Consider the following 22853-nt stretch of genomic DNA (forward strand, 5'->3'; position numbering starts at 1 on the left):
GATATCGACGAAAATATGCGGATATCAATGAAAAATTTAATATATCAACGAAAACAGGGCAAATATCGATAAAACGCATTTTTCGACAAAAATCATCTGCTTGGGCTAAAAATTCGTCAGGGTCTGGCCCCGCTTAGAAGTTACCAATAAACAGAGATTGCACCAATGTAGTAGTGAGGAATGGGGATAGGTCCCTCGTTCCTATTAACGCAAAGAACGTTACTCCTTTTTAACGTGGAGGACTGGTACCTGTTTTTCCCTTGGACTTGATACTTAACACTTTGGTCGGTCTGTTTGATAGATGGCAATAAATGAGTAGAAAGTTAAGAGGTTGTCGTGTTTGGAGAGTAAGATGCAAAAAGGAGAAATTGGGGAGGTTGAATTTTTTTCACTATTATATTTATTCGCCCACTCCTATCATATATAGCCAGAATACTATATATGGTATTTTATCAATTTAATAGGAGGAATAAAAATGGCAATACTAGATTTAACGCTTGCACCAGTGGTGTCGCCTGCTTTCGGCGGCATGGAGTTTGGCACTGTCGGACAGTACGAGGTGATGAAGGGAACAGCAAAAGGTGTACTCGACCCTTCAAACCCTTTAAACGCGGGCATTGTTAATCTGGACCGGGCCCCCCGTAACAGCAGTGGGCTTGTTGAGTATATCGTCGATGTGGCTATTCTGAAGCCGGTAGACATGTCACGGGGAAACCGCCGCATCTTCTATGAAGTAGTAAATCGGGGAACCAAGTTTGCGAACTTTTGGATCAACAGCGGGGTGATGGGCAACGATCCTTGGGGACCTGGCGATGTGGGCACAGGTTTTCTAATGAACCAGGGCTACACGATAGTGTGGAGCGCGTGGCAGGGAGATGTTGTGGCAGGCGGCGGAAGGATGCTGGCTCAGTTTCCCATTCCAACAAACAATGGACAACCCATAGTTGGCACATCGCGTGAGGAGTATACAGACACTGGAATAAGCACCACTTTCACAGGCAATCTGACATATCCTGCAGCCGACTTGGATCCAACAAAGGCAACGCTCACGGTGAGGGCCAGGGAGCACGACCCGCGAGCCATCCCTTCTGATTTGACATGGCAATACTTGAACACGATGCAAATCTCGATTAACCGTCCAGCCGGATACGACAGTGGGGCAATCTACGAATTCATTTATCCAGCTAAAGACCCCAAAGTAATGGGAATTGGCTTCGCCGCTGTCCGTGACGTCGTGTCATACTTGCGCTATGAGAAGGCAGATGACAATGGTACTCCCAACCCATTGAAGCTCAAGGGTAAGCCTTCCATTAAAAAAGTCTTAGCTCTCGGTGTTTCCCAGAGCGGTCGTTTTCTCCGTGATTTTATCCACCAAGGATTCAACGAAGATGAGTCTGGCCGTATCACCTTTGACGGGGTTATACCCTTGATTACAGGTTCTCGAAAAAGCTTCACCAATTATGAATTTGCCCAGCCTGGACGTAATTCCAGACAGCATGAAGATCACTTGTTTCCCGGAGACCAGTTCCCCTTCACCTATAGGGTAACTACAGATCCCATCAGCGGGGAGACTGGCGGCATTCACGAAACATGCCAATGCAATGATACATGTCCTAAGATCATGCACATGGATGGTGAAAATGAAATTTGGCAAGGACGCGGGTCATTAGTCGTTACCAATACAAGGGGGACAAAGGACCTTACTCTGCCGAAAAATGTAAGGGCGTACCTATTCGCAGGAACACAGCACTTCCCAGGTCTGCCACCTACGATGGGAATCTGTCAGCAGCTCAGCAACCCCATGGACTACAGGCCTTTCATCCGGGCACTTATTGTCGCACTAGACAGATGGGTGTCGGACGGAACCCAACCACCTCCGAGCCAATATGCAAGTCTGAAATCAGGAACTCTTGTGCCCCCGCTATCGACAGGCTTCCCCGATATCCCTGGTGTGAACTACACCGGGTTAGTAAATTACCTTAACGTATTGGATCACAGTACTCAGCCTCCTACCATCGGTGCACCTTATCCTGAATATGTTACTGCGGTTGACGCCGACGGGAATTCAATTGCCGGTATCCGTCATCCGTTTCTTATAGTACCACTAGGAACCTATACAGGATGGAACCTTCGTGCCATTGGACATGGAGCAAATGATCTTTGTTCACTGACTGGGTCCTATATACCCTTTGCCAAAACGGCTGAAGAGCGTATTGCAGCAGGCGACCCTAGGCTGTCTATCGAAGAAAGATACAGAAATCACAACGCTTATCTAATCCGTGTGGTCTTTGCCACTCTGCTCCTATATTTACAGGGCTTCCTACTGGTTGAAGATGCGGCACAAATCATCCAGGACGCTGCCACTGGGGACATGACTCAGGATCATCTTGGTGTCCAGATAGACCCTGAGATTGCACAGATAATCAAGGAGCATTCCTAATTAGATGAAAGGGGCATGACAACTAAATACCACGCTACCTTATTGATTTTGTAATCAACGAACACAACCTACAAACAGGAATCCTCCTTTAGTTTTACATGAACTCTATCTAAAGCCCCTCTATTAAATAATCAAAAAATAGACGAACCACTTAATCTATTTGTACCTTGCATCTCTAATCTTTCAGAATAGAATACATTATGTAATAGGAAAGGGGGGAATTAACTAATGGGAAAAAGACTAACATCCGGACCATTTTTTGTACCAATCTCTATTGATGGCAGTGCTAGTGGAGCTGTTGAATTTCTATTAATCGGGTTAAAAAATCTAGCATCCAGGACTTCAACTGTTCATGTATCTGTTTATAATTGTAGAGACACAAGCTTATATCCACCAGCTTCTCCCGAAGTAAAAATTTATCAACGAGATGTTTGTATCCCAGCCGGTGCCTGCGCAGTTTTAAAGGTAGATGCTGAACCTGTTGGAAAAAACACTTTTACTGGTAACAACATGCTTCGTGTAGAACTCAAGGGTGATACAGATGAAGATGCTAAAGCTGTCGTTATAGCTTTGTCAGGTGGTAGAATGGATGGACGTACAGCGACCTCAATGGTATTCAAGCATGATGAATTCGTAGAGTTTGATGATTAACTTAGACAATGTCTAAGTTAACATCAATTAATCCTCAACTGCACCGAAGTTGAGGATTATTTTTTGAATGGATATAAGCGCAAAACCTGCACAGCTGCTTTTGCTTCAGGAGCATTTCGAAAAGCATGTCCTGTTTTTATATTGGAAACCAATCGGGAGTCTCCCTCCCCGCCTTGGATACACCCAAACCCTGCTCAAACGCCAAAAAAAGCAGGACGGAAACAATAGCCGTTTTTAGTGCTGCTTTCTTTTTCTGGAATAAATGGGGACAGGTCCTTTGTCCCGCGGGACGAGGGACCTGCCCCCATGACCATAAACAGCTGAACGAAGCGGTGGAATGCTTCAACTGGGCGCCCGAGCTCGATCCCACAGACGCCCGCTCCATCGAATGGCTGCCCAAAATTCTATCTTGAGGCTCGGGATGGTAGAAGAATCAAAATACTATCAGTATATGTATCATAATCTGCAGAAGGGGTATTGATGATTGGTTTTAAATGAAAAAACTCGTCAATTTGACGAGTTTTTTTCATTTTAGGCTATGTTGCAACCCGCATTTTTGTGTCCCGAAGTGGGATATCAACGAAAATTTTAATATATCGATGAATCTGTTCACGATATCAACGAAAATATGCGGATATCAATGAGAATTTTAATATATCAACGAAAACAGAGCAGATATCGATAAAACGCATTTTTCGACAAAAAACATCAAATCTGGCTAAAAAAGTTTGCAGGGTCTGGCCCCGCAAGAGGAATGGGGACAGTTCCCTTATCCCCCATGACCTTAAATCACACCAACCACATTCAAAAACACAACCACAATCACTGCCGGCACCACATACCTCATTAACAGGTACCACAAGGTAAATAATCCATTCAATTCTTTTGACCCCTGGATGATTTCATTTCTGAGGATATCCTTTTTCATCTTATAGGATACGAAGATCGAAATAAGTAATGCGCCTACAGGCATCAGGATGTTGCTGACCAGGAAGTCGGCGCTGTCGAATATCGTCTTCCCGAAGATGGTAGCATCGCCCAATACACTGTAGGACAGGGCGGATGGAATGCCGACAAGGAAGATTCCAAGTCCGGTCAACCAGGCCGCTTTGCTTCTGGAACCTCGGGAACCGCCGCCTTTGTTCTTTGTCAGTGCCGCCACGACAATCTCAAGCATCGAAAAGGCCGAAGTAAGTGTCGCAAATAGAAACAGAGCCAGGAATAAAAACAGGAATACTTTCCCGAACATGATCTGATCAAACACTGACGGCAACACGATGAACAACAAGCCTGGTCCTTCTGCCGGCTCAAAGCCAAGGGAGAAAACTGCCGGGAAAATGGCAAGTCCCGCAAGGATGGAGATGAATAGATTCACGCCGACAACTGAAACTGCCGGCTGCACAAGGCTCTCCTTTTTCGATAAGTAGGAGCTATAGGTCACCATCACGGAAACTCCGACACTCAAGGAGAAGAATGACTGCCCCATCGCAAACAGGACGCTTTCAGAGGTAATGTTCGAAAAGTCAGGATATAAAAAGAACGAGACACCCTCCATCGCATTATCGAGAGTCAACGAGCGGACGATGAGCACGATGAATAGGATAAACAACGCAGGCATCATGATTTTATTCATCTTCTCAATGCCGTTCTGCACACCTTTTGCCACCACGAGAATGGTTAATAGCAAGAATGCACCCTGTGCAGCAACAGCCGCAACCGGATTGGACACCGCTTCCGTAAATAAGCCTTCATAACCGCCGGCAAAGCTACCCATCATACCGGTAACCCCGTAGAATAAGTATTGGACAATCCAGCCTCCGATCACACTATAAAACGACAACAGGAGAAAGCAGGTAAACACGCCAAGATAGCCGATCCAATGCCATTTTGATCCTGGCGCAATCTCCTTGTAGGCAGACACCGCTTCCTTCCCTGTACTCCTTCCGATGATAAACTCACCAAGCAAAAGCGGAAAACCAATCAACACGGAAAACAGTAAAAATAAAAGAATGAATGCTCCCCCGCCGCTCACACCTGTGACATACGGCAGCTTCCATATCGCCCCAAGGCCAATTGCTGACCCCGCAGACGCCAATACAAATCCCAACTTCGATGACCATTGTTCCTCTTGCTGCATCACGAATTCCTCCCCAAAATAAAAGACTAAAACACAAAAAAGCCACACGTTTTCCGAAGGGACGTGACTGATTCACGCGGTACCACCCTTCTTGAAAGCATGCGACTTTCCACTCTAAATGTAACGGCTAAACACCGCTTTGCCCTTTTGCGTACGAGGGCAAAGTAAAGCTCCAAGATTGAAATTCCTCTTATCTTTGTACCGGACTTTCACCAAACGCCGGCTCTCTACAACAGGGAGATAAGATTTAATAGATTCTCTTCATAGCTTCATTCCTATGTGCTTTTAAAAGTATTAAGTGTGATTATAGTATGGGAGGAATCTAATAGTCAATGAGAAATTTTTTTAATCATCCAAAAGGGCAGACTGAGCAATCGCCAGCAACCGCCCTTCATCCTCTGTCGCCACATTCTCCGCAAGCCTTGCAGCTGCCACAATCGGTGCCCAAGAAAAAATCTCCTCTTTGCCCAGCCCGCTCTTCTCACAATAGATTTCCACATACAATTCCGCAAGCTCCGTGGACACCTGAGAATAAAGCAAATAGCTCCGGTAAACGTCAGCCCGGATATCCCCGGAACTCGCATCGACCCAATCAATGATCGTGATCCCGTCATCCGTCTGAATCAGGTTGTAAAGGTGAAAGTCCCCATGGCAAAGCCTGCTCTCAAAAGTCATGGAAGCAAGTTTCCCCAATAACGCAGCCTTCACCTCTTGATTCAGGCAGCCAACCGACTCAATTTGCCGCTCGAGTTTTTCCTTCATCGGCTCCATTGAATCTATCTTTTTCTCATGGATCTCCCTCTGGATATCAACGGAGAGCCCCATGTAATATCCGGCCTGCTCCCTATCTTCCATCACCAGTTGCCCAAGGGTCTTCCCGCTAACATACTCCATGACAAGCGCAGGCTTGCCGTCTATAATAGTGACCTCGAACACCTCTGGCACCCGAAGCCCTGTTCCATAAGCCTGTTGCTGCTTGCTTGCCTCATACATCGGAGCCGATGCTGGCAGATCGTCCCGGAAAACCTTTACCACTTTGTTTTCATGCAGGTAGATGCTTGCGGTGTTGCCGGTGGCTATTTTGTTTAGTAAGGTCATAGGGCTGCTCCTTGTCCAGATTTCGTATTATAGTACTCTCTCTTTTACCTTTTCTAAAATACTCTCGGAAACAATGTCCCATAAAGAGGAATCCTTCACATAGGACTCTCTTAATTGTTTGAAAGCCCCAGCTTGCTTTTCTTTAAAATCATGTGCATCCGCAGGCGGGAGGGTAGCCTTGACCCTATCGACCATTTCCTGCAGTGCCACTGCTCTTGGACCCCAGACCGCAACCTCTTCTCCCTTTTGATCGATGAAAATAAAGATTGGGATCGAACGTGCCGTTCCATTCGTCAAATACTGATCCATCAGCTCGAGATTCTGATCACGGAGGATAAACCGGACATCCATATCGGCAGCATCCGCAATCTTCATCAGGATCGGATTATTCAAAAGCGCATCCCCGCACCAATCCTCCGTCAGAACGATGACTCTAAGCTGTCGGCCCTTTAAAAACCCGACCTTTTCTTCATCAAGGGTAAATTTATCAAAAATGGATTCCATTTCTTCCTTGTTCACTGTCATGCCCTCTACATATTGTCCATACGTTAGTCCTCTATCAAACCAGTCATTCAGTTTCATTCCCAGCACCTCGCATCTATTAGTAATTCTAACGTATCAGATATTGAAAAATTACACCTAGTAAAATGCTCTAAAAAAGCACAAAAAAATTGGGACAGTTACATAACCGTCCCAATTCCTCTATACCTTCAATTCCTCCGAAACAGGCTTTCCCGCCTCCAACAATACGCGGTTCCGTACTAAAAGAATTGCAAGGATGATGATCAATACTCCCGTTCCGATTAACAGCCATTCGATCGCGATAAAATCAGCTATCGGGCCGAATATCAGCATTCCAAGCGGCATCATCGAAGTGGAGATCATCCCGAATACGCCAAATACCCTGCCCAGATAATCCTCTTCCACTCTCTCTTGCAGCAACACAGTGGCTGGAGTATTGAATATAGGCACAGCAAGACCGAATATCGTCATGAGGCCTAAGTAAAACCAGAACTGCGGAACAACGCCGAGTGCAAAAGTACAGACCCCCATCATGATGCTTGCAAGTCCCATCGTTTTCACCTTGTTAGAAAATCCACCCCAGGAAGCGATGACGGCACCGCCTATCATCATACCGATGGAAAATGCAATTTCAATTGCGGTAAGACGCCACACATCCTCACCGAAGCTCCGCGTCACCTGCAGCGGAGTCAGAAATGCGGCAGGCGCCATCAATACGAAAAAGACAGCAAAGAATAAAAAGAACTGCTTTAGAAAAGGATTATTGCTCACATAATGTATTCCTTCCTTGAAATCCGCAAAATAACTTGTCGTCTGCTTGGTGTTTGCCTTCTCGTGTACTGCAATTTTCAAAAAGAAAGAAAGTGTAAAAATCGCGATCACTGCTGTAACGACATCAATCAAGAAGATAACTTCAATCGACGTCAAGCCCAATAGCGCCGCACTGACCAATGGGGATACGAACATAATAATAGCCTGGATACTGCCATTTACCCCGTTTACTTTTGTCAGTTTATCCTTTGGTACAATTTGCGGTAAAATTGCGCCAACAGCCGGTGTCTGAATTCCTGTTCCAAAGGCACGAACCGCCGCCATCACAAAAAGCAGCCAGATCGAATCAAAGCCCATCAAAAAGAGAATGGCAAGAATCAGTGTGGCAATGGCTATGAGACTGTCCGCAAGGATGATTAGCATTTTTCGGTTATAGCGATCTGCCCACACCCCCGCAACAGGCGATAAAATAAAAGACGGGATAAAGCCACAAATGATGAATAACGTCATCATCAAGCCCGAACCAGTTGTGAGCGTTATGTACCACATGATGGCATATTGAACCAAGGACGAGCCAAATAGGGAAATCGTCTGGCTGCTAAGAAAGAGGATGATATTCCTCAGCCAATTCTCCTCAATAATGTTCTTTACTTGAGTCATAGCTTACCACTCATTTCTACAAATAATAGTTGCTCCAACTTCATTATAAACATCGCATCGCCTGCTCACACTTGTTTTTATCACTGAATTAAAGAAAGAGTAAACTCCTCGATTAAATCCTTTAATGCCGGCCGCACATTGCCATCTCGTCCCACCACAGCCTCTGCGGTAACAAGTGAATTCAAAATGGCCTCTTCCGTCACTTCCCCCACTGCCCTGAAGGCCATATCAATATCCTCTTCATGAATCATCGGCAATGATAGGCAGTGCTCCGGTTTTTCATGGGGGATCCTGGTTGCAGTGGAAAAGCCTATGACAACTTCACCACTTCCGGTTGTAATGATGGAACCTGTCCTCGATAAGCCGGTGACAGACCGCTTGATGATCCGATTCAGTTGCCGTTCCGATACTGGGAGGTCGGTTGCAACGATTATCATGATGGAGCCTTCATCCTTATCCTTGTAAGACTGTTCCATTGCATCTGCCAACTCCTGGCCGACTGCCTTGCCATTAATCCTGAGATCCTCCAATATCCCAAAATTCGTTAACACTAGAACACCCATTGTGTACTTTCCATGTTTCATTTCTATGATCCGGGATGCAGAACCGATGCCCCCTTTCAAGGAATAGCAGAGCATGCCTGTTCCAGCCCCTACCGCTCCCTCTTTGAATTCAGTTGAGGCATTCTCAAATGCTTGAAGAACATGCCCCGGCTTCACGAACTTTTCCCTTATATCATTCAAAAACATATCGTTGCATTCTCCGACGATGGGATTGACGGTTCCAGTTGTCCGGCCGATTTCTGGGTTTCGCCCCAGCGTGTAGTCGATTAACGCATCTGCCGCGGTCCCGACATTTAATGTATTGGTCAGAATAATCGGTGTTTCCAATGTGCCGAGCTCCGCCATTTGAATCGTCCCCATCGTTTTTCCGAATCCGTTGATGACATGGCTTGCGCTTATCAGTTTTTCTTTGAAAATGTTTCCTTGGTGCGGCAAAATGGCTGTTACTCCTGTTTGCATTTTCCCATCACTGAGCGTCACATGGCCGACAGTCACTCCTTCTACATCTGTAATGGCGTTACGTGGCCCCGGCTTCATTCGGCCAATTCGGACGCCGTAATCCCGTATTCTTTTTTGATTGTGCATCGAATCTCTCCTATCAGCTAGATTAATCTACTTACTTTATTCGACAAGGATTTATAAAATACTTCTATCTGCAGATTCTATTTTTATAAAATACAGAAATATCTAAAATTAATATTTTGTTTCGCCTCACGAAATGATATGATAGACTCATAGATTGCCAATAATGGAGGTATGTACAATGACGAAACGTCCAATTACAGCAGAAGACTTATGTAAATTCAAGTTTGTCGGAGATCCGAAAGTTTCTCCAAACCAGGACAAGGTTGCTTATGTCCTCACTCAGGTGGATAAGGAGAAGGATGGCTATTATTCTTCCATTTATGTTTCTGATTTAAAAGGTGCAGGCAGACAGTTTACGTCCCATTATTCCAAGGATAGCCTCGTAAAAGATGTGGCTCCGAAGTGGTCACCAGATGGAAAGGCCATCGCCTTCCGCTCCAATCGTACAGGGAAGAATCAGGTTTGGCTTTTACATACGGACGGCGGCGAAGCGGTTCAGCTGACAGACGTCAAGCAGGGAATCGGTGATTTTGTCTGGTCTCCAGACGGAAAGCAGCTTGCACTCACAATCAGCGGCGAGTTGAAGCTTGCCACTGATAAGGAAGAGAAAAAAGAAGAAAAAAGCGATGTGAAGGTGATTACAAGACTTCGCTATAAAGGGGACGGCGTCGGAATCTATAATGAGGATCGCAAGCATGTGTACCTTTACGATATCGATGCAAAATCCTATACGAAAATCACCGATGGCGAGCATGACTTCGGGCAACCCCGTTTCACTCCAGATGGAAAAAAACTGTTCTATATCGGAACAAAGGCAGAGGACAAAGAATGGGGCTACCTCCCTGCGATCTGGAAATACAATATCGAAGCAAAAACGGAGACCCTTTTCTATCAGGCCAATGGCTATGTGATGGCGCCTTCTTTTTCACCGGATGGCAGATGGCTCGCTGTAGCTGGTCATGAGCGCGGCGAAAGAAGCCAGGGGAATGCCAATGTGCTATTGATTTCAGTAGAATCAGGCGAGGTGAAAAACCTGACCGAAAGCTTCGACTACACAGTCGGAAATCTCGTTGGGGTCGATGCGAAGTATGACACTGCAGAGCCACGATTGATCTGGGATTCCAACAGCTCAAACATCTACTTCCATGCCACAGTCGGCGGCGATTGCCAGCTGTTCAAGGTAAGCATCGAAGGAGACGTTTCAGCTGCGCTATCCCCTGCTGCCTGCGTTGTGACTTCCTACGATATCGTAAATGACGATAAAGCAGTATTGGTTCTTGCCACTCCTCACTCCACAGGGGACGTGGTAGTGCAGGATTTGAATGACGTGGAAAATACAGAGAAGTTAACGGATTGGAACGAAGCGCTCTATGGCGAGGTCCATCTAAGCACACCGGAAAACTTCAAATACCCTAGCACAGACGGCAAGGAGATTGAAGGCTGGGTTTTAAAGCCTTATGGATTTGAAGAAGGCAAGAAATATCCGATGATCCTTCAAATCCACGGCGGTCCGGCAACGGCGTATGGAAATGGCCTGCACCATGAAATGCAGCTGATGGCTTCAAAAGGATATGTGGTCCTTTATACAAATCCACGAGGCAGCCACGGCTATGGCCACGACTTTGTGAATGCCGTCATCGGCGATTACGGCGGAATGGACTATGAAGATATCATGGCAGGTGCAGACTATGCCCTGGCAAACTTCGACTACATCGATCACGAGCAGCAATTCGTGACAGGCGGAAGCTATGGCGGCTATATGACGAACGTCATCGTCACCCGCACCGACCGTTTCAAGGCAGCTGTCACCCAGCGAAGCATCTGCAACTGGCACAGCTTCTACGGCACTAGCGACATCGGCTTCTTCTTCACCGAATGGCAGCACGGGCATGCGGATCTATGGGAAGATGCAGTGAAACTGCTCGAAATCTCTCCGCTTCACCATGCGCGTAACGTCAAGACTCCGACCCTGATCCTGCACAGCGAACAGGACTTGCGTTGTCCGATGGAGCAGGCAGAGCAATGGTATATCGCCCTGAAGCGATTAGGTGTTGATACAAAGCTTGTTCGCTTCCCGGATGAGAACCATGACTTGTCCCGTTCCGGAAAGCCGAAGCACCGCTTGGAGCGCTTGCAGCATCTGATCGGATGGTTTGATGATCGATTGGTTCAACAAGAGGTAAAGGAGACAGTTGGGACTGCGGAATAAGTGATTGGCAGTACACTCATGTAGAGCAATTAAAGCAGGACGGGCAAACAGATTGTGTTTCCGTCCTGCTTTTTTATGTTCATGTTGGAGAGGATTTTTGGTTTTTGGTGGTGGGGGGCGGGGGCGGGGGCGAAGTTGAGCGCGTGTCGAAATCTACCACATCCTGCGAATTGTGCATAAACCCTTACTTTTTCATCGTAAAATCTGATTTTTGTGCGCAAATTGAAATTTTTCACCGAAAGAGCATGGTTTTTCACCGCAAATCTAGTTTTTTGTGCATATTGCATTTTTCAGCTCCCAGTGACAAACCGACAAACAAGGAAACAGGGTCTTCCCCTTTAAAAACAAGCAAATATTGATGTTTTTGCTTCTGGATGAATCCATTATTTCATTTTTTCACTAAGCCCGACAGAAAAAAGGTACCTGCACCAAACTGTGTGCAGGTACCTTTTTAATTTAATCCTTCTCCCTCGCCAATTGCGTGTCCCGGATGTTTTTCTGGATCGTGATCGCAGCAAATAAGCTCAGCACAAACGCCATCGCATAGAATCCTTTTTCACTCAGGATGATGCTGCCCGCGTTATATAGTCCGATCGCCATCAAGGAAATAGCGATAATAACGGCGAACCAGCTAAGGCCGTAGTAGATGCCGGTTACAGCAATCCCTTCCTCTTTATCGCGTACCGCTTTTTGCAGGGATACGGCTGCGTAAAGTCCGAATACCAATACAGCGAAGTAGTAGCCTTTTTCATTCAGCTCCATACCGGCATTGAACAGGCCAATCAGATAAGCGGACACACCGACAGCCAGTGCTGCCCAGCTCGCACCTTTAAAGGCAGCAGTAGGCTCCCCTTCTTTTCTTTCCGTCTTCACCCTTGCTTCCTTACCATTGTTTCTTTCTAATGGATTTTGCTCCATTCGACTCTCCCCTTTATGGTCAATACACTCAGATTTATTATAGCAATTTTTTACATAGTTGTAATATTAAATAAATTTCGGAACGAAGCAAGGGGACGGTTCTCTGCTTCGGAAGCAGAGAACCGTCCCCTTGTTTGAACTTATTTAAAAGTCCTTTCGTGATTCAAAAGCCATTCTTTCCTCCACAAGCCACCTGCATAGCCTGTTAATGTACCATTTGACCCGATGATTCGATGACAAGGAATCACAATGGTCAGCCTGTTCCTGCCATTTGCACTTCCGACTGCCCTGATGGCTTTTTCATTGCCGATTGAAACAGCAATATCCTTATAGGAACCCGTTTCGGCATAAGGTATTTCTTTCAATGCGTTCCACACTGATTGTTGAAAGACCGTTCCTTGAAAAGTGTAGGGGAATGTAAACTCACTCCGCTCCCCTTTAAAGTACTCATCAAGTTGCTTCCAGCAAAGCGCTAAAACCTTTGGCGTATCATCTTGCATAAGATTTTCTATTTCTTCCCGCTCTTCAAACATAATCGAACAGATAGTTTCCTCCGTTCCCGTTATTTCAAGTAAGCCAATCGGTGTTTTGTAATCTAATTTATGTATTCCACTACTCATATAAAGACCTCCATAAATAAAAGGTTGCATACGCCTGCCATCCTGCCCAGTTTGTTGACAGCTCCTCTAACTCCTCGATCGAGGGTTTGCGTTCAAGCCCCAATTGAAGCTTGATTGCCTGATGCAGACCGACATCCGCTACCGGAAATGCAACGGGATGGTGCAGGCATTTCATCATCACATAATCGGCCGTCCAAGCTCCAACACCACGGATTTCCATTAAAGATTTCTTCACTTGCTGATAATCTTGTTGTTGCAAGGCTTCTTTTGTTACATGCCCACTTTTCATAGCCTTTGCAACTCCAGTAATATATTCCGCCTTCCGGGTTGTAAACTGGAGTTTTCTTAAATCCTCTATATCTAGCTGTGCGATCGTGTCAATTTCGGGGAATAACCAGTAGGTGTTTCCTTCAAAAGTGAGACATTCTCCAAAATGTTCAACAAATCGTTTTTTTAACCTATAGGCAAAAGTTAAATTGATTTGCTGACCAATAATCGCCCAGGTCAGCGCTTCAAATAGATCCGGTATACAAATTATACGTAATCCCCGATACTTCTTGACGATGTTCTGTAGAACCTTATCAGAATAGGCCATGTCGTAAAAGTTTCCCAGTTCCTGATTCATATCAAAGTATTCCCACACGTAGGATGCAGCTTTTTCACGCAAACCTGGAGTCGGAATGCCAATCGGAAATTCCACTCTAATGACATCATTCACCTTTCCTATTTTCAATAAAATAAATTCGTCATCTATTTTTATCAGTTTATAAAAATTGTAATCTCTTATTTGATGCAATACCTCTTGCTCAGATCTTCCTAAAAACATGAGACACTCTTTAAAATTGAAGTCGCTCGGGGGATGAATCTCAATAGAGGAGCCATTATCGATCCAATTCAATGCTGTTTCTCCTCTCTTATCAGTGCTCGATATTCACTGGGTGAACAATTTCTCAACCGGCGAAACACTTTATAAAAGTTGGATGGCGTTTGGAATCCGACCTCATAGCAGATTTCAAGATTCGTTCGATCAGTGTTTTTCAGAAGATGAGCCGCTTTATCAATTCTGATTTTCTCCAGATAGGAACGAGGCGTTTCTGAAGTTGCCTGTTTGAATTGCCGCTCAAGATAATAGGCACTTACACCTGCATGATCCGCAATATCCTGTAGTTCCAGCTTTTGTTTATATTGATTCACTAAAAAGGAAATGACCTTTCTAACCAGTTCAATATGTGGAGCATGATCCGATTTCGGCTGACATCTTTTACAGGCACGATAGCCTGCCTTTTCCACCTCATGGATGTCATGGAAGAATTCCACGTTTACTTTCTTCGGCTTCCTAGATCTACAGGAAGGACGGCAATAGATTTTGGTTGTTTTCACTGCCGTAAAAAATAGACCATCATACTTACTGTCGCAAGCAATTATTTTCTCCCACATTTCTTCAAAAGTAAGGTTTACTCTAGCAACCATTCGCTTTCCGTCCTTCCTGTTTTAGCCGATGCCATTCTTTTATTTTATTTTAACAAGTCATGAATAGACATTTCGACCTCATTCTTGCTCTTATGGTCTAAAGAATCAAGGGGACGATTCTCTGCTTCGGAAGCAGAGAACCGTCCCCTTGTTTTGTTTACTTACTTCGCGTTTTCATCCGGCTGATGAACGCCAAAGACATTTCCTTCGGTATCCACATAATACCCTTGCCACGCCATGCCAGGAAGGGCATACTTAGGGACGGCAACCTTGCCGCCATGCTCGAGGATGAGCTTCTCTGTAGCCTCGTAATCCGCCACGCCCATCGTGCAGGAGAATCCATTCATAGGCTGGTTCGCTTCAGGCGCAGGACCTCTTCTTTGCATCAAAGCACCGTTGACCCCAGGCTCATTCGCATCCCCTGTCACTGCACCGAAATAAGGCATTCCCGCATAATCCGTCCAGTCCTCAAACTTCCAACCGAATACCTCGCCATAAAATGTCTTTGCACGCTCCATGTTGTCCACATGGACTTCAAAATGCACCAGTCTCCCCAAGATAAATCCCTCCACACTAGTTCATATGTTCTTCACTAGAAGTATTCTTTTTATAGAGTGGGATATCCTTCTTTTCGAATAGGATAGAGTTATCTTTCAGTTAGTTCTATATTAATTTCCTCTGGTAAGGTAGATGCAGCACGCGGCACCACCCGCGGTTCATAATTGATTACATCCGAAGAGTAAAGCGTCACGATCATGCTGCCCCCATATCGTTTTGCCCGTATCAATATCGGTTGATTGTATTGGTTTTGGAACCGGAAGTCGGGTCCATACCAACTTACGGTCGCATCACGTCCCGCAGGAACATAAGGAACATTCCGGCTATGGGAATAACGCTCGACAATTTTCAATCCGGCACGGTCCACAGCGTTGTACAATGTGGAGGACACCTGACAAATACCACCGCCTACCCCTTCTGACAATTCCCCCCTCACAATGATCGGCGCACGCAGGTACCCCTTCTCAATCGTTCTTTTTCCAACCACCTTGTTAAAGGAAAACGTCTCATTCGGGAAAATGACATGATTATCTATCGCATTTGCGGCAAGAAATATATTATGAGAACGACTTTTATTATAGGAATTGAAATATGTAACATATTGACCGATCTGTTTGATTCTGATATTAGAAAGCAGCTCACTATCGACCCTTGGATAGATCTCGGATAGGGGCACTTCCATTTTTGCTGGGCCATTGCTATAAAAGTATTCATAAAACTTTTCCTTGAACGCCCTGCGATTTAATTTGTAGCCTATCTTTTCTGAAGCTATGCCCCCATGCTCGTTAATCACCGCATTTTGGGGAGCACGATATATTTTCTGATCAAGCATCTCTACGAATTCTTTATATTTGTCATCATTGATAATCGGTGTTCCCGGAAGTGGCATCGCGAATTCCTCACGTTCCATAGTAGTAATTTGCTGCCCTTCTTGCGTGATAATCAAGCTATTGCTGCTATGCCCGACAGGCTGAGCCAATAATAAAAGACCTGCTAACCAAATTTGTATCATAAGTCGCTCTACCTCCCTGGATTAGTATGGGCAAGAGCAGCGATTTTAATGAAATTTTCGGTGCATATATTAAAAAGCCTTCACCTCCGTCTTTATCCGGAAATGAAGGCTTTTTCAGTAGAAATCAGTTCATCCCGTTCCATTCACCCTGGTTCTTGGATGATTTTTCTTCCTTGGCCTTCTCCTTATGCGCCCGGTTGGCAGCTGCACTGCCTAATTCCTTGGAGAATTCCGAATCCGACTTACTGGAGTCAAAGCCCTGTTTGTTCTTTTGCGCTGCGTCTGTCTTGCCATTGCGTTTTGCCATAAGTATCCCTCCTTTTCAACTGTTAGTATGAAATCTGGAAGGAGAAATATACGTTATGGTTTATGTTAAACAAGAATGTATTTTTTTGGTATCATTAAATAAGGACTTCAAAAAGGTGGAGATGTTGAAAATGAGGCAGGATTTGAAACTTTTCACTAATATCGCTTACTTTATCGCACTGGCAACGATCATTGTCATACCAGTATGCTTATTCATTAGTTCCATCATGTCGGATGGGAGCGCGGCTTCTTTCTTAAAACTCCTCGCATCACTGACATTTCTAGCTTCCATGGTGGGCATCCCTTTAAGCATCGTTTCCATGTTCAGTAAAGAGAAATTATCTAAAAGAATTTTGCCCTTGTTTTAAATGTAGTGCCTATTTGTCTTATTCTCTTTGGCCTGTTGATGGAGATCATGGATGAATTCAATTCAACAATACCTTAAATGGTCGTATCTTCAGCTATTAATCAGCTTCATCAATTTCCGCCGTTATTATCGTTATAATGCTGAAACCTTGTTGTCTCCGTTTCAATGCCATGATTCCCTTTATTCACGTCAGGGGCATTGCCCACCCCTTTATTTTTCTTATCCATAAAAATTACGATACCCAAAAGGATCACTACAGGAACTATGATAAATAACCAGATCATCGGAATCCCTCCTTATATTTACTATATTCTACGGAATATTAATGTGAAAAGTTTCATTTTTCTATCACCTTAAAAAAAGCTATCACTCCTCGTCCTCTAATACTTAGGAATGATAGCTTTTTCCTTTATGGCTGCATATTAACTATTAATGGACCCCTCTTAGATGACATCTGTTTCAATTGTCCATTTTAACCGCTTAACCCATTCCTCTAGTACCTCTTGCGGTCCATCCTTCACTTTATTTAATACTTTCCAGACTTTATATACACAATATGCTTTTAGTTTTTCAGAAGATAAATGAACATGGCTATTACTTTTGTATTCTTTTATGAATAATGAATTTAATAAGCTCGCATGCTCTGGATAATGAAGTTTTGTAAACCAGCAGACCCAACCTATATCTGTTAAAGGGTTTGCCCATTCTGACCATTCCCAGTCTAAAACAGTAATAGTGTTATCGGTTGCATATAGCACATTGTGCATCCCATAATCACCATGCGTCAAAACCCATTCCTCTTTAGTATCATTGATTTTTTCTAATATCTCTTTTGAAAATTGTATTAAGCTTTCAGGTACAAAATCTAAATTAAAGTTCAGGGTATCTAAATCACATTCTTTTATTCCATTTGAGTTGAAGTTATATTTTCTGGAGTGGATATTTTCTGAAAGGGACTTTCCTAAGATTTTATATAAATCTTTTGTTCTTTCCAAGTCATTATTATCTAAAATAAATTGCCCATTGGTTCCTTCTCTGTACTCCATTACACTTATTTGAAAATTCTCTGCTTCAATAAAATCATAGACTTTGGGAACTACACCTGTTTCCTGATTAAGTGTTAGGCAATTTATTTCGTTTTGAATGTCCTGGTTAAAAGAATTTGCAACCTTAGCCACTAAAGGAGGGCGGGTTCCTTTTAACAAGAACGTTTCATTAGTGTATCCTCCACTTAATCGAACAGGGATAAAATCTCCGTACTTATCCATTAAATGCTCTTTTAATATTTTTTCAGACAAACTAACACTTCCAATCATATCTAAATATCGGAAGCAGGGCTTCATTTGCTTCCTTTTTCACTTTACACTACTGGATATAAACATAGAGGCATCCTGTTTCATGAAAATGCCCTTCCCATGATAGAAAGTCTTCATTTTAATTGAGTTGAATCCAACTTCGGATAATCTATTTTTCAGTTCATCATGTGAAAAACCGTTATGTACTTTCGGATGATATATTTGATCGTTTTTGTCAAAATCAATAATAATGAGTTTGCCATCATCATTTAAAATGTTGAACAATTCCTGTAAAATTTTATTAGTATCGGGAATATGAAGAAGGACGAGTGACAGTAAAACGATGTCTGCCTTGAGTTCCGGCGTTTCCTGGGTAAAATCTGAAAAACGCACTTTTGAGTTGATGATTCTTCTTTGAGAAATTTTAGCTTTCGCAACCTCCAACATTTGTTCTGATGAATCCACTAACAAAATAGAATCTACTAAATCTGATAATTCCAAGCTGACCAGGCCAGTACCACTTCCATAGTCTATTAAAGATTTAGATAGACTATTTTGTAATTCCGGTCTTACTTCCTTTACAATAACTTTAGACAATTCCATTCTATCTTCTGTATCATATTTTTTTGCCATCTGTTCAAAAACGTTACTTTCCATATTCCACTCCCCTATATTGCTACTTAGTGGTCATTATATAACAAGAACGCATGGAATCTAAAATCCAAGCGTTCTTGTTTTGTGTTTTTTAGGGTTTTTTCATTTTTCATTTGAAGAGTTCCTTCAACAAGGTCCAGAAGCCTTTTTTCTTTTCCGGTTCTGCTTCTTTTGTTTCAGGTTCCGCTTTTTTGATGCTTTCTGTTTTGATTACAAACTGAACGGATGATACCTTTTCGTTTTTCGGAGATACGAAGGAAACCGGCTTGAAATCGGATTTGTCGTATTCCTGGATCATCTTATCGATCTCGTCCTGCATTTTTTCTGGCAGGTCTTTTGTTTCCTCATATAGTTCCGTTGTTCCGTCTTCAAGCCCAACTACACCATTCTCCAATTCACCAGTGCCATCACTCAGCTCGACAAGGCCAGCGTGCAGTTTACCGTAGGAGGTTGACAGTTCACCTACGCCGCCTGTGTAACCAACCAGTCCAGAATGGAATTCACCATAGTTGGCTGAAAGCCTGGAGATTCCTTTTTGCAGCTCGCTGAACCCGCTGAGATCGGTTTCCTTCAGTGAAGTGGAAATCTCACCAACGATGGTGGAAAGCGCACCGCTCATCTCTCTTACTGCTGCTTCCATCTGAGTCAGGGACGGCTCCACTGCGGCAAAGGCTTGCTCTGTCTGGTTATAGGTGCCTTTTACCTTTTGGGCCGCAGAGTAGGAAGCCACCAGTTTATCTAAGGTTGCAGGGTTGGCCCCACTTTTATAAAGCTCGGCAATCTCTGCTTCAGAAAGCTGCTTAGCCGGTATTTCTTTGATGGCGCCATCCAATGCACCATAGGCTTTCGCATAGTTTTCCTTAAATACCGCCATGCCATCGGCTGTCTCTTTCAAGCCAGCCGCCAGTTCCGTAAGGCCAGCCGGCAACTCTGCCAGTGCGGTTAGATCCACCTGTCCCGCATCCCCGGAAAGTCCGGCATTTATTTTCCTCAATGCGTCTTGAATCGAGCTCGAGGCATTGACCAGCTCGGCGGACGAGCCGTTCAACTTACCTATTCCGTTTTTATACTGAGAGGAACCGTCACGAAGTTGTCCTGCGCCATCATTCAATTCAGCAACTCCACTTTCCAGCTCTGCCACGCCATCATTCAATTGCTTGATGGCATCCGTCAGCTGCCCCATGTCCTCAGTCATGCTTTCCGTACCTGTCGTATCTATCGGCAAGGTGGATGGGACTGCTGCAATCTGCACGCCATCAAATTCAAAGTCCTTCACCGTTGCCGTCACGGTCATCTTTTCCTCTTGGCCAGGCATGACGGTAAAGGTGATCTGCTTGTTCTTCCCGGCATTGGCGATCATCCCGTCCGCTGCTTCTATATCCTGATAGGTGTTCGGCAGCATCAAGGAAACCTGCAGCAAGTAATTTTCGTAAAAGACGGATCCGGCGCCCTCGTTTTCAGACGTCTCGATAAAGATCTCAAGCTCGCCTGATTTTCCAGCCAAATCAGCTGGCTCCACCTTTTTGCCATCAAGCAAGTACGTCACCGTGACATCCCACGGCAGCTCCGTTCCCTCCGGCAGATTTCCTTGGTAAAAGAACTTCCCTTTCTCAGATGCGTCCAATCGGATTTCTTCCTTTACTTGCTCCAGTTCGGTCAAATCGGTCAGGTTCTTCACACTCTCATATTTTCCAAAATCCAGTATCTCTCCGGCACGGGCCACATCAAGCGTATTGACGACATAGATCGGCCCGAGCTCTCCATTTGCTTTCAATGTGGCATAGACCACTTCATCCTTGGACGCAACCTTACCTGTTGTCTCCGCCTCCACCAAAGCTCCATGACCAAGGAACGATGGCAGGACGAGCATGCCTGCGAGTGCTGTATATTGTAGTTGTTTTCTCATCATCACTTCTCCTTATAGTAGTCCGCTTTATAGGTTGTTTTTTTAATCAGCCTGTCGGCTACGAGCAATAGTGCCGGCAGGAAGAATAGCACCATCACAAAAGAAAGCAACGTCCCTCTTCCCAGCAATAGACCGATCGCCCCGACAATCGGATTCGAGGAGGTGATCCATAGAATGAACCCGACACTTGACAGGATCCCTGCTGAAATCGAGATCGAAAACGTCTTTTCATCCAGGGTTTTTACCATCGCTTTGACCGCCGACATTTCCTTACGATGATGCTGATAGGCTTCCGTGAAAAGTATTCCGTAATCGACGGTTGCTGCAAGCTGGACCGTACTGATGATCAGATAACCGACAAACACCAGTGATGTTTCGGTGAAATACGGAATCGATAGGTTGATCCACACAGCGGACTGAATTGTCACAAGCAACACGACCGGGATCGAGATCGACCGGAAGCCAACAAGGAGCACAATCGCAATCGTTACAACCGTCAAGATATTGACGAGCATGTTATCCTTTGTGACAGTGTTTTTAATATCAAACAAGGTCACACTTTCCCCTAGGGCGAGCGCATCTTTTCCATAATAATCAGCAGCGGCCTTTTCCACTTTTTCTACGATGGAAAAAGGAATGTCGCCCTCTGTCCCCTGATTTGTGTTGATGACGATCCGCGCATAATTCTCCGAATAAAATTCATCTGTGATCGATTTTTCCAAGTATTCCGGCGGGATCACAGCGTCCACCGTATTTACATATGCGATGACACTTGTCACATAATCAAGCGCCTCAAGGTCTGCAACGAGCTCTTCTTCCTTGGCCACATTCCCCTTAGGTACGAGCAGCACAAGCGGCGTTTTTTCCCCGAAAGTCTCGTTGATCAGTTTAAAATCGCGACCCGAACGCGTATCCTCAGGTATTTCGCCAAATCCGTACGTAAAGGCCGTATTGCTCTGCGCCATGAACGCAGGGATAAGAAGGGCAAACACCAGGATCAAGCTTGGAACCTTGAACTTCAGCACGATGTTTCCGATTCCCTTAAAGCTTGGCACAAAGCTCCGATGCTTTGTCTTATCCATCCATTTATAAAAATAGAGCGTCAATGCCGGCAGGAATACCATCACACTGACAAAGCTCAGCACAATCCCCTTTACCAGGTTGAGCCCAAGGTCGGCACCGATTTCAAAGTTCATGAAGGTAAGGGCGATAAATCCGAAGAAGGTCGTAGCGGCACTTGCCGTGATGGCCGGAAAAGACTTCTTCATCGCAAGCTCCATCGCTTCTTCCGGGTTATCGGTTTTCTTGCGATAATCGGAAAAGCTATGCAGCAAAAAGACTGCATAATCCAGCGATACCGCCAGCTGCAGGATCGGGGCAACCGACTGGGTGACAAAGGAAACCTCGCCGATAAAGATGTTCGTTCCAAGGTTGATCAGCACACTCACCCCGATCGCCGTCAGGAAAAAGACCGGCTCCACCCAGGAAGTAGTGGACAGGACCAGTATCAAAATGATGATCGGCACGAGCAATAGCGTCGCATACATCGACTCATTGCCGGCCATCTTCTGGGACGTAGCGGTATTGATCGCCTCACCGGCAATCGCCCCCTCCTCCCCGATCAACTCATAGATGCTATCGGTGATGGCCACCTCATCCCCACTGCGGACACTGATGCTAAACAGGGCATTGCCATCCTTATAATAGGTTTCCACCATTTTCGAGTCCGCCATCTCAAGTGGAGTCTTCAGATCGACCACATCATCAAGCCAAAGCACATCCCCGACACCGTCGATCGCCTCGAGCTGTTCCTTGAAGCTTAGCGCTTCCTGGATCGAGACCCCAGGGATCAACACACGCGTATTCGGTACCGCACCGGTGAACTCCTCCTCCATGACCTCCATCGCACGGGTAGACTGTGCATCATCCGGCAGATAATCGACCATATTGTAATTGACCGAAACAAAGAACTGTGCCACCGTGGCAATGATCGTTACCAATGTAAACGCAATTAACACAGCCTTTTTATGTTTAATGATACGTGATGCAATATTTATCGTCGTTCATCCTCTCTTGTGTCTTCCATCATTTCATTTTATTATTATAAAAGA

At 44.8% G+C, this 22853-nt stretch carries 21 protein-coding genes and 1 other annotated feature; of the genes, 3 read left to right on the forward strand and 18 right to left on the reverse strand.

Features of this window, described 5'->3' with window-relative positions:
- Positions 1 to 475: 475 nt before the first annotated feature.
- Positions 476 to 2440, forward strand: a complete 1965-nt coding sequence (locus JOC95_RS08810; protein WP_204415249.1) for an alpha/beta hydrolase domain-containing protein — start codon at positions 476 to 478, stop codon at positions 2438 to 2440.
- A gap of 228 nt (positions 2441 to 2668) precedes the next feature.
- Positions 2669 to 3091, forward strand: coding sequence for a hypothetical protein (locus JOC95_RS08815; protein ID WP_204415251.1), 423 nt, complete (start codon positions 2669 to 2671; stop codon positions 3089 to 3091).
- A gap of 784 nt (positions 3092 to 3875) precedes the next feature.
- On the opposite strand, the gene JOC95_RS08820 is transcribed toward JOC95_RS08815, so the two are convergent.
- The 5 genes from JOC95_RS08820 to JOC95_RS08840 all read right to left on the reverse strand — a co-directional run bounded on the left by JOC95_RS08820 (position 3876) and on the right by JOC95_RS08840 (position 9427).
- The gene (locus JOC95_RS08820; RefSeq protein ID WP_204415253.1) at positions 3876 to 5228 is read right to left on the reverse strand and encodes a sodium-dependent transporter; all 1353 of its coding nucleotides are present in this window, start codon (positions 5226 to 5228) and stop codon (positions 3876 to 3878) included.
- A 54-nt stretch (positions 5229 to 5282) separates the two neighbouring features.
- Positions 5283 to 5502, reverse strand: a binding site (T-box leader).
- Between the two features lie 71 nt (positions 5503 to 5573).
- Positions 5574 to 6326, reverse strand: a complete 753-nt coding sequence (locus tag JOC95_RS08825) for a phosphotransferase family protein (protein ID WP_204415255.1) — start codon at positions 6324 to 6326, stop codon at positions 5574 to 5576.
- Positions 6327 to 6353: 27 nt separating this feature from the next.
- A complete protein-coding gene (locus JOC95_RS08830) occupies positions 6354 to 6908 on the reverse strand; it encodes a thioredoxin family protein (protein ID WP_204415257.1) in 555 nt (184 codons plus the stop codon).
- A gap of 120 nt (positions 6909 to 7028) precedes the next feature.
- Complete coding sequence (locus JOC95_RS08835; RefSeq protein WP_204415259.1) at positions 7029 to 8279, reverse strand: MFS transporter; 1251 nt, start codon at positions 8277 to 8279, stop codon at positions 7029 to 7031.
- 80 nt (positions 8280 to 8359) lie between these two features.
- The gene (locus JOC95_RS08840; RefSeq protein WP_204415261.1) at positions 8360 to 9427 is read right to left on the reverse strand and encodes a DmpA family aminopeptidase; all 1068 of its coding nucleotides are present in this window, start codon (positions 9425 to 9427) and stop codon (positions 8360 to 8362) included.
- A gap of 178 nt (positions 9428 to 9605) precedes the next feature.
- Between JOC95_RS08840 and JOC95_RS08845 the strand changes: the two genes are divergently transcribed.
- The gene (locus JOC95_RS08845) at positions 9606 to 11636 is read left to right on the forward strand and encodes a S9 family peptidase (protein WP_204415264.1); all 2031 of its coding nucleotides are present in this window, start codon (positions 9606 to 9608) and stop codon (positions 11634 to 11636) included.
- Positions 11637 to 12092: 456 nt separating this feature from the next.
- On the opposite strand, the gene yiaA is transcribed toward JOC95_RS08845, so the two are convergent.
- The 13 genes from yiaA to JOC95_RS08905 form a co-directional block, all read right to left on the reverse strand.
- Complete coding sequence (gene yiaA / locus JOC95_RS08850) at positions 12093 to 12554, reverse strand: inner membrane protein YiaA (protein ID WP_204415266.1); 462 nt, start codon at positions 12552 to 12554, stop codon at positions 12093 to 12095.
- Between the two features lie 140 nt (positions 12555 to 12694).
- A complete protein-coding gene (locus tag JOC95_RS08855) occupies positions 12695 to 13174 on the reverse strand; it encodes a methylated-DNA--[protein]-cysteine S-methyltransferase (protein WP_239582788.1) in 480 nt (159 codons plus the stop codon).
- On the reverse strand, positions 13167 to 14072 hold the full coding sequence (locus tag JOC95_RS08860) for a DNA-3-methyladenine glycosylase family protein (protein WP_239582789.1): 906 nt from the start codon (positions 14070 to 14072) through the stop codon (positions 13167 to 13169). The genes JOC95_RS08855 and JOC95_RS08860 overlap by 8 nt, the downstream gene beginning before the upstream one ends.
- Positions 14069 to 14644 carry a bifunctional transcriptional activator/DNA repair enzyme AdaA gene (locus JOC95_RS08865; RefSeq protein WP_204415270.1) on the reverse strand — a complete coding sequence of 192 codons (576 nt, stop codon included), beginning with the start codon at positions 14642 to 14644 and terminating at the stop codon, positions 14069 to 14071. The genes JOC95_RS08860 and JOC95_RS08865 overlap by 4 nt, the downstream gene beginning before the upstream one ends.
- Before the next feature lie 161 nt (positions 14645 to 14805).
- Positions 14806 to 15201, reverse strand: coding sequence for a VOC family protein (locus JOC95_RS08870; RefSeq protein WP_204415272.1), 396 nt, complete (start codon positions 15199 to 15201; stop codon positions 14806 to 14808).
- Between the two features lie 89 nt (positions 15202 to 15290).
- Positions 15291 to 16214: a VanW family protein gene (locus tag JOC95_RS08875; RefSeq protein WP_204415274.1), complete on the reverse strand. Its 924-nt coding sequence runs from the start codon at positions 16212 to 16214 to the stop codon at positions 15291 to 15293.
- Positions 16215 to 16338: 124 nt separating this feature from the next.
- The gene (locus JOC95_RS08880; RefSeq protein WP_204415276.1) at positions 16339 to 16521 is read right to left on the reverse strand and encodes a hypothetical protein; all 183 of its coding nucleotides are present in this window, start codon (positions 16519 to 16521) and stop codon (positions 16339 to 16341) included.
- Between the two features lie 165 nt (positions 16522 to 16686).
- The gene (locus JOC95_RS21530; RefSeq protein ID WP_275580533.1) at positions 16687 to 16812 is read right to left on the reverse strand and encodes a hypothetical protein; all 126 of its coding nucleotides are present in this window, start codon (positions 16810 to 16812) and stop codon (positions 16687 to 16689) included.
- A 185-nt stretch (positions 16813 to 16997) separates the two neighbouring features.
- Positions 16998 to 17171 carry a hypothetical protein gene (locus JOC95_RS08885; RefSeq protein ID WP_204415278.1) on the reverse strand — a complete coding sequence of 58 codons (174 nt, stop codon included), beginning with the start codon at positions 17169 to 17171 and terminating at the stop codon, positions 16998 to 17000.
- A 159-nt stretch (positions 17172 to 17330) separates the two neighbouring features.
- Positions 17331 to 18185: a phosphotransferase family protein gene (locus JOC95_RS08890; protein WP_204415280.1), complete on the reverse strand. Its 855-nt coding sequence runs from the start codon at positions 18183 to 18185 to the stop codon at positions 17331 to 17333.
- Between the two features lie 57 nt (positions 18186 to 18242).
- Positions 18243 to 18839: a class I SAM-dependent DNA methyltransferase gene (locus JOC95_RS08895; protein ID WP_204415282.1), complete on the reverse strand. Its 597-nt coding sequence runs from the start codon at positions 18837 to 18839 to the stop codon at positions 18243 to 18245.
- A gap of 106 nt (positions 18840 to 18945) precedes the next feature.
- Entirely contained in the window at positions 18946 to 20742 is a 1797-nt protein-coding gene (locus JOC95_RS08900; protein ID WP_239582790.1) for a YhgE/Pip domain-containing protein, read from the reverse strand.
- A gap of 2 nt (positions 20743 to 20744) precedes the next feature.
- A complete protein-coding gene (locus tag JOC95_RS08905) occupies positions 20745 to 22688 on the reverse strand; it encodes an efflux RND transporter permease subunit (RefSeq protein ID WP_239582819.1) in 1944 nt (647 codons plus the stop codon).
- Between the last annotated feature and the right edge of the window lie 165 nt (positions 22689 to 22853).

Origin of the sequence: Sutcliffiella tianshenii (assembly GCF_016908565.1) — a bacterium.
In the GTDB taxonomy this organism is placed as follows: domain Bacteria; phylum Bacillota; class Bacilli; order Bacillales; family Bacillaceae_I; genus Sutcliffiella_A; species Sutcliffiella_A tianshenii.